Source organism: Streptomyces sp. NPDC024555 (genome assembly GCF_055559335.1).
In genome coordinates, this window is record NZ_JBVHKV010000013.1 from 230,393 (window position 1) to 245,702 (window position 15,310).

A 15,310-nucleotide genomic window follows, 5' to 3' on the forward strand; every position below is an offset into this window, starting at 1 on the left:
ACTATCTCAACCCTCCGGTGCTTCGGTTACAGTCTTGAACAACGCAGATGGCCATCGCATGCCGGGGTCCGTCCGCCGATAAACGCCCGGATCCATGGTGCGCCCACGATCCGGTGCCACAGCGCTCATCCAGAGGGACAGAGGGAACGGCCCGTTGAAGTCCCGGCAACCCTCCTGCCGACCGCGAGGTTCGGTGGGGAAGGTGCCAATTCCGTCTCGTGGCGAAACGCGCCATGAGGAAGATGAGGAGAAAGGGCCTCGCCATCATGGCTGTTGAGACTGTCGCAGTTCACACCGATTCCTCCCCGGACCTGGGTCCCGCCGCCGCGCTTTCCTGCCGCGAATGCGGCGAGCGATTCGCCCTCGGCCCGATCTTCGCCTGCGCGTCCTGTTTCGGGCCGCTCGAAGTGGCGTACGACCTCCCGAGCGGCTCTCCCGAGGAGCTGAAGAAGCGCATCGAGGCCGGTCCGGACAACATCTGGCGTTACGCGCCGCTGCTGCCGGTGCCCGCCGACGTCGCCGAGAAGCCCAACATCAACCCCGGCTTCACCAAGCTGGTCAAGGCCGACAACCTCGCCCGCGAGCTGGGCGTCACCGGCGGCCTGTACGTCAAGGACGACTCCGGCAACCCGACGCACTCCTTCAAGGACCGCGTCGTCGCGATCGCCGTCGAGGCCGCCCGCGCCTTCGGCTTCACCACCCTGTCCTGCTCCTCCACCGGCAACCTGGCCGGCGCCGTCGGCGCCGCCGCCGCCCGCGCGGGCCTGCGCTCCTGCGTCTTCATCCCGCACGACCTGGAGCAGGGCAAGGTCGTCATGGCCGCGGTGTACGGCGGCGAGCTGGTCGGCATCGAGGGCAACTACGACGACGTCAACCGCTTCTGCTCCGAGCTCATCGGCGACCCGCTGGGCGAGGGCTGGGGCTTCGTCAACGTCAACCTGCGCCCGTACTACGGCGAGGGCTCCAAGACCCTGGCGTACGAGATCTGCGAGCAGCTCGGCTGGCGGCTGCCCGACCAGATCGTCATCCCGATCGCGTCCGGCTCCCAGCTGACCAAGATCGACAAGGGGCTGCGCGAGCTGATCAAGCTCGGGCTGGTCGAGGACAAGCCGTACAAGATCTTCGGCGCCCAGGCCGAGGGCTGCTCCCCGGTCTCCGCCGCCTTCAAGGCCGGCCACGACGTGGTCCGCCCGCAGAAGCCGAACACGATCGCCAAGTCCCTCGCGATCGGCAACCCGGCCGACGGCCCGTACGTCCTGGACATCGCCCGCCGCACCGGCGGCGCGGTGGAGGACGTGAACGACGAGCAGATCGTCGACGCGATCAAGCTGCTGGCCCGCACCGAGGGCATCTTCGCCGAGACCGCGGGCGGTGTGACCGTCGGCGTGACGAAGAAGCTCATCGAGGACGGCCTGCTCGACCCGGCGCTCACCACCGTGGTCCTGAACACCGGGGACGGCCTCAAGACCCTGGACGCGGTGGCCGAGACCTCTCAGGCGACGGCCACGATCCGGCCGAACCTCGACGCGTTCCGCGCGGCCGGACTCGCCGGTAACTGAGTAGCTTTCGATCACCCGAGACTTCAGGAAGGGCACACCATGAGCGTCAAGGTCCGCATCCCCACCATCCTCCGCACCTACACCGGCGGCCAGGCCGAGGTCCCCGCGGAGGGCGCCGTCCTCTCCGAGGTGATCGAGTCCCTGGAGAAGAACCACCCGGGCATCGCCGCCCGCGTCCTGGACGACCAGGGCAAGCTCCGCCGCTTCGTGAACGTGTACGTCAACGACGACGACGTCCGCTTCGAGGGCGGCCTGGACACGGCCACCCCGGACGGCGCCGGCATCTCGATCATCCCGGCCGTCGCCGGCGGCTGCTGATCCCCGGGCCGCTCCGGGCGGCCCGACTCCACCGCGTCACCAGAATTGCCCCCTCCGCGAGAGAAGCGGAGGGGGCAATTCTGCATGGTTGAGCGCGGTAGAGTGTGGGAAGTCCCCTCCGCTGCCCGTGCCGCCCGCATACGAGAATGCGCCCGGCCACGACAAGATGCAGCCAAAGTGTTCGAGCACCTTGCGCCATAAGTGGCCTTTGCCTGGCCCGACTTGCCCTGGAATCTTATGAATTCCCCGTATTCGGGCGATCGTGGCTGCTCAGAATTCTCGTCCGATTGACCTGTTGCAGAGGGCAGTTGGGCAGATACATTCAGCCGCGGTCGACGCGTTCCGGCGCACGCACCCTCTCCTGACGGAGGGTGGGTTCTGACCCGGGTCCGCGAAGTGCGGTCCTGTGAAAGGGCCAGTAATAGGGGAGTTAGGCATGGCTCAGGGCACCGTCAAGTGGTTCAACGCGGAGAAGGGGTACGGCTTCATCGCGGTCGACGGTGGTGCGGATGTTTTCGTCCACTACAGCGCGATCCAGATGGACGGGTACCGCACCCTCGAAGAGGGTCAGCGAGTTGAGTTCGAGATCTCGCAGGGCCAGAAGGGGCCGCAGGCGGACATGGTCAAGCTCGCCGTCGGCTGAGCCCGGCCGGACACGACGCAGTCGGTCAACGACGCCACTCAGGCACGGAGGGCCCGCACCCAGGGGAAGCATCCCCGGGTACGGGCCCTCCGCGCGTGTGCGTCCACCTGCCCGGCCGCCCCTCCCGTCGCCCCCGGCCGCCCCTCCGGTTGTCCACACTCCGGAGGGAGGCGCTTGCACTCAAGGGGGTCGAGTGCTAATCATTGGGCTTAGCACTCTCCAGGTGAGAGTGACAGAACTTGGACCGGGCCGGTGAGGCCCGCAGGTCCGGTGGGGCAAGGAACCACCGGCACGCAGGCCGTCCGTCGCGGGCGCCACTCGGTCCGGAGCAATCCACCCCTGTCCGGGAGGACCACTTCACATGGCCAAGATCATCGCGTTCGACGAGGAGGCCCGGCGCGGTCTCGAGCGCGGCATGAACCAGCTCGCCGACGCCGTCAAGGTCACCCTTGGCCCCAAGGGTCGCAACGTCGTCCTCGAGAAGAAGTGGGGCGCCCCCACGATCACCAACGATGGTGTGTCCATCGCCAAGGAGATCGAGCTGGAGGACCCGTACGAGAAGATCGGTGCGGAGCTGGTCAAGGAGGTCGCCAAGAAGACGGACGACGTCGCCGGCGACGGTACGACCACCGCCACCGTTCTCGCCCAGGCGCTCGTCCGCGAGGGCCTGCGCAACGTGGCCGCGGGTGCGAACCCGATGGCTCTCAAGCGGGGCATCGAGAAGGCCGTCGAGGCCGTCTCCGCCGCCCTCCTGGAGCAGGCCAAGGACGTGGAGACCAAGGAGCAGATCGCTTCGACGGCCTCCATCTCCGCCGCCGACACCCAGATCGGCGAGCTCATCGCCGAGGCCATGGACAAGGTCGGCAAGGAAGGCGTCATCACCGTCGAGGAGTCCCAGACCTTCGGTCTGGAGCTGGAGCTCACCGAGGGTATGCGCTTCGACAAGGGCTACATCTCGGCGTACTTCGCCACCGACATGGAGCGCATGGAGTCGTCCCTGGACGACCCGTACATCCTGATCGTCAACTCCAAGGTCAGCAACGTGAAGGACCTCCTTCCGCTGCTGGAGAAGGTCATGCAGTCCGGCAAGCCGCTGCTGATCATCGCCGAGGACGTCGAGGGCGAGGCCCTGTCGACCCTGGTCGTCAACAAGATCCGTGGCACCTTCAAGTCCGTCGCCGTCAAGGCCCCGGGCTTCGGTGACCGCCGCAAGGCCATGCTCGGCGACATCGCCATCCTCACCGGTGGCACCGTCATCTCCGAGGAGGTCGGCCTCAAGCTGGAGAACGCCGGTCTCGACCTGCTCGGCCGCGCCCGCAAGGTCGTCATCACCAAGGACGAGACGACGATCGTCGACGGCGCCGGTGACAGCGACCAGGTCCAGGGCCGCGTCAACCAGATCCGTGCCGAGATCGAGAACTCCGACTCGGACTACGACCGCGAGAAGCTCCAGGAGCGTCTGGCGAAGCTGGCCGGCGGCGTGGCCGTCATCAAGGCCGGTGCCGCCACCGAGGTCGAGCTCAAGGAGCGCAAGCACCGCATCGAGGACGCGGTGCGCAACGCCAAGGCCGCCGTCGAGGAGGGCATCGTCGCCGGTGGTGGCGTGGCTCTGCTCCAGGCCTCGGCCGTCTTCGAGAAGCTGGAGCTCTCGGGTGACGAGGCGACCGGCGCCAACGCCGTCAAGCTGGCGCTGGAGGCCCCGCTGAAGCAGATCGCCGTCAACGGTGGTCTTGAGGGCGGCGTCGTCGTCGAGAAGGTGCGCAACCTGGCCGTCGGCCACGGTCTGAACGCCGCGACCGGCGAGTACGTCGACATGATCGCCGAGGGCATCCTCGACCCGGCGAAGGTCACGCGCTCCGCCCTGCAGAACGCCGCGTCCATCGCCGCGCTCTTCCTCACCACCGAGGCCGTCATCGCCGACAAGCCGGAGAAGGCCGCTGCCGCGGGCGCCCCGGGCGGCATGCCGGGCGGTGACATGGACTTCTGATCCTGACGGATCAGCGGACCAGCAGTACGCAGACACCGGCCCCCGGGGACTCGTCCCCGGGGGCCGGTGTCTTTGCGCGTCCGGTGTTTCCGCGCGTCCGGGCTCAGCCCGCGTCGAGGCCGTCGACGAGACGGGTGAGGAAGCGGTCGAACACGGCGTCCGGGGTGGCGGGCCGGCCGGCGGTCGCCAGCGCCTCGGCCAGTTCCGGATGGCTGCCGTCGGCGGCGACCTCGGCCAGATAGAGCGCTTCGGCGGCGGCCCGGCCGGGATCCCGGGCCACCCGTGCCTGACCGACCTCGAAGGCCACCTGGGCCGCCACGAACGAGGTGAGCTGGGCGAAGACCTCCAGGCGCGCCGCCCCGTCGAGCCCGCTGGGCCGCAGGGCGGCCAGCGCGTGCTCCAGGAAGGCGAGCGTGCGGGGGCCCGGTGTGCGGGGGTCCTGCACGGCGGCGGGCAGCCAGGGGTGCCGGAGCATATGGGCGCGTTGTTGGTGGCCGATGGTCTTGAGGTCGGCGCGCCAGTCGCCGGTGAGCGGGCCGGACGCGGGCAGTTCGCCGGCGACGTGGTCGATCATCAGGTCCAGCAGCGTCTCCTTGTCGGGCGCGTAGCTGTAGAGCGACATGACGCCCGCGCCGACCTCGGCGGCGACCCGCCGCATGGTGACGGCGTCGATCCCCTCGGCGTCCGCCAGGGCCACGGCGGCCGCGGTGATCGCCTCCCGGCTGAAGGCGGGCCGGCGCCCCCGCCGGGGTCCGCCGTGCGCGAGCCAGAGCTGTCTGGGATCGACGCCCCCGTGACGGGCGGCACCCCCGCCCCGGGCGGCACCCCCGCCCCGGGCGGCACCCCCGCCCCGGGCGGCACCCCCGCCCCGGGCGGCACCCCCGCCCCGGGCGGCGTTCCCGCCCTCCTGCTCCCCGGCCCCGTCCGTACGGCTCACGATCGCGCCGCTCCCTTCCTTGTTCCTCGCACGGCTGTCCCGTCCCGCCGTGCCCGTACCCCATCATCCGGGGCGTCGACGCGTCCGCTATTCTCGTACACAGTACGAGAATGATGTGAGCGACGGAGGCGAACGATGACAACACCCGCGCATGCCGACCGGCCGAAGTCCTCCTGGGCGCCCCCGTCGGCGAAGCCGCCGCTGTCCGCGCGGTTGATGCGGGCCACTTGGAAGGGGCTGCCCGCCGCCCGCCACAAGGTCGCCCGGGAGTCCGGTCTGACGGTGCCGGCGGCCGACGGCAGCGCGCTGGTCACCGACCACTACTTCCCCCGGGACGCGGGCGACTTCCCCACCCTGCTGGTCCGCTCGCCCTACGGGCGGGGCGTGCCGTGGTCCCCGCAGTACGGGATCCTCTTCGCCGAACAGGGCTTCCACGTCGTCCTCCAGAGCTGCCGCGGCACCGGCGGCTCGGGCGGCACCTTCGACCTCTGGCGCAACGAGGCCGCGGACGGCCTGGCGACGGTGGCCTGGCTGCGGGAACAGCCCTGGTTCACGGGCACCCTGGGCACGGTCGGCCCCAGCTACCTCGGCTACGTCCAGTGGGCACTGGCCCTGGACCCGCCGCCGGAGCTGAAGGCCATGGCGGTCCAGGTCGGCCTGCACGATCCGTACGCCCTCTTCCACACGAACGGGGTGCTCCATCTGGAGACCGCGCTCGCGGTCGGCGCGGGCATGACCTACCAGCAGCGCGGCATGCTGCCCCTCATCAGGGCGACGCTGCGCCTCCAGCGCGGGATGCGCGCGATCACCGCGGCCCGCCCGCTGCGCGGCTCCTACACGGCGGCGCTCGGGACGGACGTGCCCTGGCTGGACGACGTGGTGACCCACCCCGACGCGGACGACCCGTACTGGCAGGGGGCGTCCACCGCCAGGGCCGCCGACACCTCCGGTGTCCCCACCGCCCTGATCACCGGCCGGTACGACGTCCTCGCCGAGCAGACCTTCGCGCAGTACGAGCGGCTGCGCCGCGCGGGCACCGAGAGCACGCTGCTGGTCGGCCCCTGGACCCACACCTCCGCCCTCCAGCAGGGCTGGCCCGAGGTCTTCGCCGACACCCTGGCCTGGCTCCGCGCCCACCTCTGCGGCGACCGCTCGGCCCTGCGCCCCACCCCCGTACGCGTCCACGTCGGCGGCTCCGGCTCCGACGCCGAGACCGGCTGGCGCGACCTGGACGCCTGGCCACCCGCCCCCGCCACCACCTCCTGGCACCCGACCCCCGACGGCCACCTCACCCCCCAGCCCCCCACGGACGACGCCCCCCTGGCCACCGTCCGCCACGACCCGGCCGACCCCGCACCCACCCTCGGCGGCCCCCTCCTCTCCCGCACCGCGGGCCCCCGCGACAACGCGGCCCTGGAGGCCCGCGACGACGTCCTCACCTTCACCGGCCCGCCCCTGACCGAACCCCTCACCGTCCTCGGCCCCGTCACCGCCCGCATCAGCGCCTCCACCGACACCGGCCACGGCGACGTCTTCACCCGCCTCTGCGACGTCGACCCCCAGGGCCGCTCCACCAACCTCTGCGACGGCATCGCCCCACTCCGCACCACCCCCGGCGAACCCGCCCACCTCACCGTCCCCATGGGCACCACCGCCCACCGCTTCGCCCCCGGCCACCGCATCCGCTGGCAACTCGCCCCCACCGCCCACCCCCGCTACGCCCAGAACCCCGGAACGGGCGAACACCGTTTGGACGCACAGGAGTTCGTACCGATCCGGCTCACGGTGCACGCGGACTCGGTGCTGCTGCTGCCGGGGGAGGCGGGTGATCCCGCCTCCTGAACCCGATCGGCTAGCCTCGGTCCTCCGTCAGCAGCGCCCGGCTCGTTCGTGGGGGCCGGGGGAGCAGAGAAGGGGCCTTCCGCCGTGACGCAGGTGTCCAGGGAAGAAGTGCTGGCACGCATAGCCGAGGGGCTCGTCTACACCGAGTCCGAAGCGGCGTTCCAGGCCGGGGAGCGGCGGGCGGGGGAGATCTTCGCGTACAACATGACGCCGCCGGACGAGGAGGAGCGGCGCCGGGCGCTACTGACCGCGATCTTCGGGTCGGTCGGTGAACGGACGGTGCTGCTGCCGCCGTTCCACGCGGCGTTCGGGAGCCGTGTGCACCTCGGGGACGACTTCTTCGGGAACGTGAACCTGACGTTCGTCGACGATGTGGAGATCCGGATCGGGAACGGGGTGATGATCGCGCCGAGCGTGACGCTGACGACGACGGGGCACCCCGTGCACCCGGAGCGGCGTGCGGACTTCGGTCGGTTCTCGGAGCCGATCACCATCGAGGACAAGGTGTGGATCGGCAGCAACGTGGTCGTGCTGCCGGGGGTGCGCATCGGCTACGGATCGGTGATCGGTGCGGGCAGCGTCGTCAGCCGCAGCGTTCCGCCGATGAGCGTGGCCATGGGGACACCGTGCCGGGTGGTCCGCGCCATCACGGACGACGACCTCACGACCCGCACCGACGGGGCACGGAACGCGAACGGCAGGTCCGCCCCCTGAGTGCCTGATCGGGGAACCCGTCAGCGCCCGCGACGGCGCACGCTCGACGACCGGGGAACACGTTCCGACCGGGGCACCAGCCCCTCCCGTACGGCGTTCATCCGCTCCCGTACGAGCTGCGCGGGCACCGCGTCCGCCGGGCCGCCGTGCGGAGAGCCGGTGTCCGGGCCGCCCCGGCACGCCCCGCACAGTCCGCCGCGCAGGGCCTCCGGGCTGCCGGGGGCCTGGCACTCGCCGCACTCCAGGGACCGCAGGACGACGGCCGGCCGGGCGGGTGCGTGGCGGGCGGGCGGCAGCTTGTCGCGCAGGCGGGCGCCGACGAGGTGGAAGGCGCTGTGGACGGGGACGGGGAGCCCCTGCGTCAGCGCGTTCAGGATCTCGGCCTCGGTGGCGCCCCGGTCGAACCACTCCGCGACGCGCGGCTCCAGCGCCGCGCAGTGCGCGGCGGACAGCGTGAGGACGGGCGCGGTCCGGCCGAGGGCGGCGAGCAGGACGAACGCCCTTGAGCGGGTGGGGCGTCGGGGCGCGTCCCAAGGCGCGTCGCCCTGCGCGAAGGCCGTCCACCACGCGTCGTCGCGCGCCGTACGGGAGAAGAAGGTCCGCGTCACCCAGAGCAGCACCCCGTCCGCCTCGACGCACTCCCTGCCCCGCCGCAGATGCCCGGCCTCCTGGAGCCGGTTCAGCGTCGTCCGCAAGGCGCACTGCCCGTACGGCAGCACCTTGGCGAGCGTCTTCACGGAGATGTCGGCCCCGTCGCACAGCCCGTCGACATAAGCGGCGACAGCCGCGTCGCGAGGGCGGAGGTGGGCGAAGTCATGTCCGGTGGCCCGGAGTTGACCGGGGGTGGAGCGCTTGCCGTAACCGGGGCTCGCCATCGGGTGGCGCTCCAGTACGTCAGGGGAGGGGGCGGCACTAAACTCGTCGACAGCCATGAGATCGCCGTTTTCGATCGAACTGGTCAGGCCCCTGCTCGGTGTTTCTGCACCGGTGGGGGCCGTCTTGGTCGGGGCTGACGCTAGAGCGTGATGACGGCAGGTCGCAAGCCGATCGCGGAAAGTCAACCCCCTGGGTGGATCTTTCCGTGCGCGGACTCTCCCCGGCGCCGGGTGCTGGGCGTTGGGTGCCGGCCAGGAGGGCGGGAGGGTGGGAAGTGACCCTCCACCCATTCCTCGTAAAGAGCGCTCGGATCTCGCCCCTTGAGCTTCGGGCCGGACGATCGCTCAGCGCCTCCGGCCGCCGGTGAACGCGGAGATGATCCAGATCACCAGGAGGACGAGAAAGATGATGACGATCGCTGTCGGAATGACGGTTCCCATGGCGTGATCCCCCTGGATGCGTAGGCGTCCCGGCTCAAGGCCGCTGGGACGGAAGGGGCTTGAGGGTACGGGGAGGCGTGGCGGTGGGGCCATGGCCGGGATGCACCCTGCATCGGATCTTCACCGAAGGCGCGTGACGGGTACGGGCCCGATGGGGGAAGGAGGCCCGTACCCGTGCGCAGGGGGACGAGGGTGCGGTCGTCGGCAGGCGTCAGCAGGTGATGGTGCGCGTGTAGTTACCGAGGATGCCGTGGTAGTAGAACATCTTGCTGGTGCCCTTCGACATCACGTAACACGGGCTGTCCGGAGCCAGGGAGACGTCGACCTTCACCGAGACGGTGGTGCTGCACTTGTTGATGAGCAGCACGTCGAAGCCGTCGGTGGTTTCGGTCACCATGCGGGTGACGCAGGACGGTGCCACGGTCGCCGCCATGGCCGGGCTCGCCGTGACGATCATGGAACCGCCGAGGACGGCTGCGGTCAGGGCGGCCTGCACGGCCCTCCGGGACATACGCATCGCATTGCTCCTAGCTGGGTGCGGGTTCGGTGCTTGACGAGTACTTGCTCGGAACAAGCGGAACGCTAAGCTGACCAGCGCATATTCTGCGTACAGCACGCGTACAACGAGGCGTTGGCCCGCGCGGTGAGCCGGCGCCCTGCGGGTGGGGTGATGAGGGATGCGTTTCGCTCTTCTCGGTTCGCTGGCGGCCTACCGCGGTGACGTGGCCATGGAGCTGGGTTCCGTCAAACAGCGTCTGGTTCTGGCCACTCTGCTCAGCCGGCCGTCCGAGGCCGTGCCCGCCGCCGTCCTCGACGCGGCGCTGTGGGGCGAGGACCCGCCGCCCTCGGCCGCCGCCAACCGCCGTACGTACGTGAGGGGTCTGCGCAGTGTCCTGGGTGAGGGCCTGGTGCGCACCCCCGGCGGCTATCTGCTGCTGGTCGGACCGGGACAGCGGGACATCGACCTCTTCGACCAGGCCGCCGCACACGGCAGACGGGCCCTGGCGCAGGGGGACACCGCGCTCGCCTGCCAGGAGTTGAACCTGGCTCTGGAGCTGTGGCGCGGCCCGGTCCTCGACGGACTGCCGGTCCCGGACGTCCTGACCCGCTGGGCCGCCCGGCTGGAGGAGCGCCGCTGCCACGCCGAGGAGGACTTCGCGGCGGCCCTCCTCGGCGAGGACCGCTGCGCGGAGGTCGTCCGCCGCATGCGGGACCTCGTCGACGCGCATCCGCTGCGGCAGCGGGCCTGGGCCCGTCTCATGCTCGGCCTGCACCGCACCGGTGACCTGTCCGGCGCGCTGGAGGCCTACCGCCGGGCGCGCGACGAACTCGTCCGTGAGACGGGCCTCGAACCCGGCCCGGAGCTGACCCGCCTCCACGAGGACATACTCCGGCAGCGGGGCGGGCCGGAGTCCACGGGGCCGGGTGCGGCGGAAACGGGTGTGACGGGCGGGCCGGGGGCCGGTCCGGCACCAGGGGCCTCGAACGAAACCCCCTCCTCAGGCACACCACCCCCCTCGGAAGCGCCGTCGTCCGACATCCCCCGGCAACTCCCGCCCGTCACCGCCGACTTCGTCGGCCGCGGGGCCGCGCTCTCCGCGCTCGACACCTGCCTGACGGCCGGACCGGCCGGTCGCCCGCCCACCGCGACGATCATCGCCGTGACGGGCATGGCCGGGGTCGGGAAGTCCGCGCTGGTGCTGCACTGGGCGCACCGGGTCGCCGAACGCTTCCCCGACGGGCAGCTCCACGTGAACCTGCGCGGGTACGACGAGGAGGGCGCGCTGCCCGCCGCCGACGCGCTCCAGGGGTTCATCGAGGCGCTGGGCGTACCGCAGTCCCGTATCCCGGCCGGGGAGGAGGCCAGGTCGGGACTGTTCCGGAGCCTGCTGGCCGCGCGCCGGATGCTCGTCGTCCTGGACAACGCGCGGGACTCCGCGCACGTACGGCCCCTGCTGCCCGGTGCCGGGCACAGCACGGTCGTGGTCACCAGCCGGGAGCGGCTGGGCGGGCTGGTGGCGGGGGAGGGGGCGCGGCCGGTCGGCCTGGACGTGCTGACGGAGGCGGAGTCCATCGGGGTCCTGGTCCGGCACCTCGGGGAGCGGGTGGCGGCCGAACCGGCCGCCGCGGCGGAGATCGTGGCCGCGACCGGGCGGCTGCCGCTGGCCCTCGCGGTGGTCGCCGGGCGCGTGGCGGGCCATCCGTCCTTCCCCCTGCACACCTTCGCCGCCGAACTGCGGCCCGCCGGGGCCGTGCTGGACGCGATGGAGGACGCGGACGCGCGGCGGGCGATGACCTGGTCGTGCCGCGCCCTGACCGCCGACGGGGCCCGGCTGTTCCGGCTGCTGGGGCTGCACCCGGGGCCGGAGCTGACACCGGGCGCGGCGGCCGCGCTCGCGGGCGCCCCGGAGCGGGACGTACGGACCCGCCTGCGGGAGCTGACCCGGCTGCACCTGCTGACGGAGCAGACGCCCGGACGGTACGTCTTCCACGACCTCGTACGGGCGCACGCCGCCGAACTCGCCCGCACCCAGGAGTCGCGGGAGGAGCGGCACGCCGCCCGCGAACGGCTCTACGACCACCTGCTCCACCGGGCCCACCGCGCCGCCGTCCTCGTACAGCCGCAGTGGAACGCCATCACCCCCGTACCGAGCCTCGGGTACGACGGGATGGACCCGGCGTGCGACGCGGGCGCCGATGCCGCGCTGGCCTGGTTCGCCGCCGAACTCCAGGTGCTGCTGCGGGCGGCGGCCCAGGCCACGCGGCACGGATTCGACACGTACTGCTGGCAGTTGGCCTGGGCGATCACCGCCTACCTCGCGCCGCACGGCCTGTGGCAGGACCAGCGCGCGGTGCAGGAGACCGCGCTCGCCGCCGCCGAACGCGCGGACGACCCGGCCGGCCAGGCCATGGCCTGCCGTCTGCTGGCCCGCGCCCATTCCCGCCTCGGCGGGGCCGATGCCGCCGAGGCGCGGCTGCGCCGGGCCCTCGACCTCTACACCGCCCTCGACGACACCGCCGGCCGGGCCCAGACCCTCCACAACTACGTCGAACTCTGCTTCATGGCCGGCCGGTCCGCCGAGGCCCTGCGCCACGGCAACGAAGCCCTCCGCCTCCACCGGCTCTCCGGCAACCGCGACGGCGAGGCCCGCACCCTCAACGCCATCGGCTGGCTCCACGCCTCCGAGGGCGACTACGCCCGCGCCATCGACAGCTGCAGCCAGGCCCTCGCCCACCAGCGCCGCACCGGCGACCACAACGGCCAGGCCGCCACCCTCGACAGCCTCGGCTACGCCTACCACCGCCTCGCCCACTACGACCGCGCCCTCGCCAGCTACGACGAGGCCATCACCCTCTTCCGGGCCTCCGCCGACCGCTACCACGAGGCCGAAACCCTCGTCCGCCTCGGCGAGACCCACGAGGCCACCGGCCGCACCCCCGACGCCCGACGCGCCTGGCAGGCCGCCGCCGCCCTCTTCGACGCCCTCCACGACCCGGAGGCCGACGCGGTACGGGAACGGCTGGCGCGGGTACGGGACGTCTGACGGCGGGTTCCGGCCCCGTCGCGCTTACGGCTTGAGCAGTTCGGCCAGCAGGGCCGCCGTCTCCTCGTCGGCCGGCAGGAACGCCTCCAGCCGCAGTTCCGCGACGGTGACATCGGCGGCGGTGCCGAAGTGCGTGAGCGTGGTGACGAGGGTGAGCTCCCTGCTGTCGTCCGGATCAGGGGCCCGCAGACGCAGCGGTACGGCGAAGCCGAGGTGGCGCGGTGTCTCGCGCGGCCGGGGCGGCACCAGCCCGGTGAGTTCGTCGGCCAGCCGCCGGAGCCGGTCGTCCGGGTTGCGTACGCTCTCGGCCCGTACGTGGTCGATGACGTGCCAGGCCCAGGTGCCGAGGTTGACGATGCGCGGGGCGAGGCCCTGCGGATGCAGGAGCACCCGGGGGACGCTCACCGGGGGCACGAGCAGATGCGGGGCCGCCCCCGCGGTGAGGGCGTGGAAGGCCTCGTTGGCCGAGACGAGATCGCCGTGCCGGTCCACCGCGACGGCGGGGTAGGGCAGATGGCCGCGCAGGATCTGGTCGAGGGCGGTACGGATCGGTGCGAGCCGGGGATCGTCCAGCGGGGTCTGCGGGTAGACGGGCGCGAACCCGGCCGTGAGGAGCAGGTCGTTGCGCTCGCGCATCGGCACCTCCAGGGACTCCGCCAGCCGGATGATCATCGAGCGGCCGGGGACGGACCGCCCGCTCTCGATGAAGCTGACGTGCCGCTGCGTCGTACCGGCCCGTACGGCCAGCTCCAGCTGGCTGACGCGCCGCCGGACGCGCCACTCCCGCAAGGCTCCCGCGAGCCCGGCCCCCGCCGATTCACTGATCACCCCTCCTGTGTAGCCCGCCCGGACGCCTCCGCGCGATTCCCTGCGGGGAATTGCCGCTCACCGCCCGGCGAAAGCAGGGTCGGTGCCGCACCCCGCGAAAGCGCCCATGAGGAGGACCCCATGACCGACCCCGACACCCGCGAGCTGGCCGAACGCTACGTGGCCGTCTGGAACGAACCCGACGCGGACCACCGCCGCGCCGCCGTGCGCGCGCTCTGGGCCCCCGACGCGGTCCATCTCCTCCAGCCGCCCGAGGAGATGCGCCGGAACGCTCACCTGCTGGGCTTCGACCGTCTCGTCCTGGAGGCGCGCGGCCACCGGGCCCTGGACTTCCGGGTGACGCGCGCCCACGAGGAGTTCGTCGCGCCGGGCACGTACGTGTTCCGGCCGCGCGGTGACGCCGACCGGATCGACAACCTCGTCAAGTTCACCTGGGAGATGGTGGCCCGCGACGACGGTCGGATCGCCGCTGCCGGACTGGAGATCCTGGTGCTGGGCCCCGACGGCCGTATCGTCCGCGATCACCAGTTCATCGAGGGATGACCACGATGAACACGGACCGCCCCGCACAGGTGCGCAGCTACCACGTCGACTCCGGCGCCGGGATCGAGGGCCTGTCCCTGCGTACGCACCGGCCGCGCACCCCCGGACCGGGCGAGGTCGCCGTAGCGGTCCGCGCCGCCTCGCTCGGCTTCCGTGAACTCCTCGTCATACGCGGTCAGTACGTGCTGCCCGTCAAGCCGGACGTCGTGCCGCTCTCGGACGGGGCCGGCGAGGTCGTCGCGGTCGGGCCGGACGTGCGGAGGGTGCGCCCGGGTGACCGGGTGGCGGCCACCTTGTTCCCGTACTGGCTGGACGGCCCGCTGAGACCCGCGTACCTGCCACAACTGGGCGGTTCCCTCGACGGCATGCTGACCGAGCGCGCCGTACTCCCCGAGGACGCCCTCGTGCCCGTCCCCGACCATCTCTCGTACGCGGAGGCCGCCACCCTGCCCTGCGCCGCCGTCACCGCCTGGAACGCCCTCACCGGCGACGGCCGGGGCATCCGCGCCGGACAGACCGTCCTCGTCACCGGCTCCGGCGGCGTCTCCCTCTTCGCGGCGCAGTTCGCCAAGGCCCTGGGCGCACGCGTGATCGCCACCACCGGCCGCCCCGAGAAGGAAGCCCTCCTCCGTGCCCTGGGAGCCGACGAGGTGATCAACTACCGCACCGCCCCCGACTGGTCCGCCCTGGCCCGCGACCGCACCGCCGGGCGCGGAGCCGACCGCGTCGTCCACACCGCCGGCGCGCTCGACCAGTCCCTGAAGTCCCTCGCCGTGGACGGCCACCTCGCCCTCGTCGGCTCCGTCACCGGCGACTGGCCGCCCCTCGACCCCCGCCTCCTCTTCGCCGGCGCCGCCACCGTCCGCGCCCTCGCCGTCGGCAGCCGGGCCCAGTTCCTCGCCATGAACGACCTCATCACCACCCACCGCCTCCGCCCGGTCCTCGACCGCACCTTCCCCTTCGAGGACGCCGTGGCCGCCTACCACCACTACGCATCGGCCCGCCCGTTCGGCAAGGTCGTCATCGAGATCGGGCAGTCGGCGGACGGGGCGTAGCCGTACGGTCCGAACTCCCGGCC

General features: G+C 72.1%; 13 protein-coding genes and 1 riboswitch. Of the genes, 9 read left to right on the plus strand and 4 right to left on the minus strand.

Annotated elements, in window-relative coordinates; genetic code table 11:
* Window positions 1-122: 122 nt before the first annotated feature.
* Window positions 123-249: riboswitch (SAM riboswitch) on the plus strand.
* 17 nt (window positions 250-266) lie between these two features.
* The 4 genes from thrC (at window position 267) to groL (ending at window position 4,507) form a co-directional block, all read left to right on the plus strand.
* The gene (gene thrC / locus ACZ4FH_RS23960) at window positions 267-1,559 is read left to right on the plus strand and encodes a threonine synthase (RefSeq protein WP_467307218.1); all 1,293 of its coding nucleotides are present in this window, start codon (window positions 267-269) and stop codon (window positions 1,557-1,559) included.
* Between the two features lie 39 nt (window positions 1,560-1,598).
* Window positions 1,599-1,877, plus strand: a complete 279-nt coding sequence (locus ACZ4FH_RS23965) for a MoaD/ThiS family protein (RefSeq protein ID WP_383651049.1) — start codon at window positions 1,599-1,601, stop codon at window positions 1,875-1,877.
* Between the two features lie 436 nt (window positions 1,878-2,313).
* Window positions 2,314-2,520, plus strand: a complete 207-nt coding sequence (locus tag ACZ4FH_RS23970) for a cold-shock protein (protein ID WP_003967346.1) — start codon at window positions 2,314-2,316, stop codon at window positions 2,518-2,520.
* Window positions 2,521-2,881: 361 nt separating this feature from the next.
* Entirely contained in the window at window positions 2,882-4,507 is a 1,626-nt protein-coding gene (groL, locus tag ACZ4FH_RS23975) for a chaperonin GroEL (protein ID WP_383651048.1), read from the plus strand.
* 103 nt (window positions 4,508-4,610) lie between these two features.
* Here groL and ACZ4FH_RS23980 read toward each other — a convergent pair whose 3' ends face one another.
* Window positions 4,611-5,444 (minus strand): TetR/AcrR family transcriptional regulator, encoded by an 834-nt coding sequence (locus tag ACZ4FH_RS23980; RefSeq protein WP_467307219.1) that lies wholly within the window; start codon window positions 5,442-5,444, stop codon window positions 4,611-4,613.
* Window positions 5,445-5,579: 135 nt separating this feature from the next.
* Between ACZ4FH_RS23980 and ACZ4FH_RS23985 the strand changes: the two genes are divergently transcribed.
* Together ACZ4FH_RS23985 and ACZ4FH_RS23990 are read left to right on the plus strand one after the other, a co-directional pair.
* On the plus strand, window positions 5,580-7,286 hold the full coding sequence (locus ACZ4FH_RS23985; RefSeq protein WP_467307220.1) for a CocE/NonD family hydrolase: 1,707 nt from the start codon (window positions 5,580-5,582) through the stop codon (window positions 7,284-7,286).
* 84 nt (window positions 7,287-7,370) lie between these two features.
* Window positions 7,371-8,000, plus strand: coding sequence for a sugar O-acetyltransferase (locus ACZ4FH_RS23990; RefSeq protein WP_467307222.1), 630 nt, complete (start codon window positions 7,371-7,373; stop codon window positions 7,998-8,000).
* Between the two features lie 20 nt (window positions 8,001-8,020).
* Here ACZ4FH_RS23990 and ACZ4FH_RS23995 read toward each other — a convergent pair whose 3' ends face one another.
* A complete protein-coding gene (locus ACZ4FH_RS23995; RefSeq protein ID WP_467307223.1) occupies window positions 8,021-8,932 on the minus strand; it encodes a hypothetical protein in 912 nt (303 codons plus the stop codon).
* 595 nt (window positions 8,933-9,527) lie between these two features.
* The gene (locus ACZ4FH_RS24000; RefSeq protein WP_467307225.1) at window positions 9,528-9,833 is read right to left on the minus strand and encodes a beta-Ig-H3/fasciclin; all 306 of its coding nucleotides are present in this window, start codon (window positions 9,831-9,833) and stop codon (window positions 9,528-9,530) included.
* 160 nt (window positions 9,834-9,993) lie between these two features.
* On the opposite strand from ACZ4FH_RS24000, the gene ACZ4FH_RS24005 reads away from it, so the two are divergent.
* On the plus strand, window positions 9,994-12,861 hold the full coding sequence (locus tag ACZ4FH_RS24005) for an AfsR/SARP family transcriptional regulator (protein WP_467307227.1): 2,868 nt from the start codon (window positions 9,994-9,996) through the stop codon (window positions 12,859-12,861).
* Window positions 12,862-12,885: 24 nt separating this feature from the next.
* Here ACZ4FH_RS24005 and ACZ4FH_RS24010 read toward each other — a convergent pair whose 3' ends face one another.
* Window positions 12,886-13,689 (minus strand): helix-turn-helix domain-containing protein, encoded by an 804-nt coding sequence (locus ACZ4FH_RS24010; RefSeq protein WP_467307228.1) that lies wholly within the window; start codon window positions 13,687-13,689, stop codon window positions 12,886-12,888.
* Between the two features lie 120 nt (window positions 13,690-13,809).
* Here ACZ4FH_RS24010 and ACZ4FH_RS24015 point away from each other — a divergent pair, with 120 nt between their 5' ends.
* Window positions 13,810-14,232 (plus strand): hypothetical protein, encoded by a 423-nt coding sequence (locus ACZ4FH_RS24015; protein ID WP_467307229.1) that lies wholly within the window; start codon window positions 13,810-13,812, stop codon window positions 14,230-14,232.
* Window positions 14,229-15,287, plus strand: coding sequence for a zinc-dependent alcohol dehydrogenase family protein (locus ACZ4FH_RS24020; protein WP_467307230.1), 1,059 nt, complete (start codon window positions 14,229-14,231; stop codon window positions 15,285-15,287). Before ACZ4FH_RS24015 ends, ACZ4FH_RS24020 begins: the two co-directional genes overlap by 4 nt.
* Window positions 15,288-15,310 lie beyond the last annotated feature (23 nt).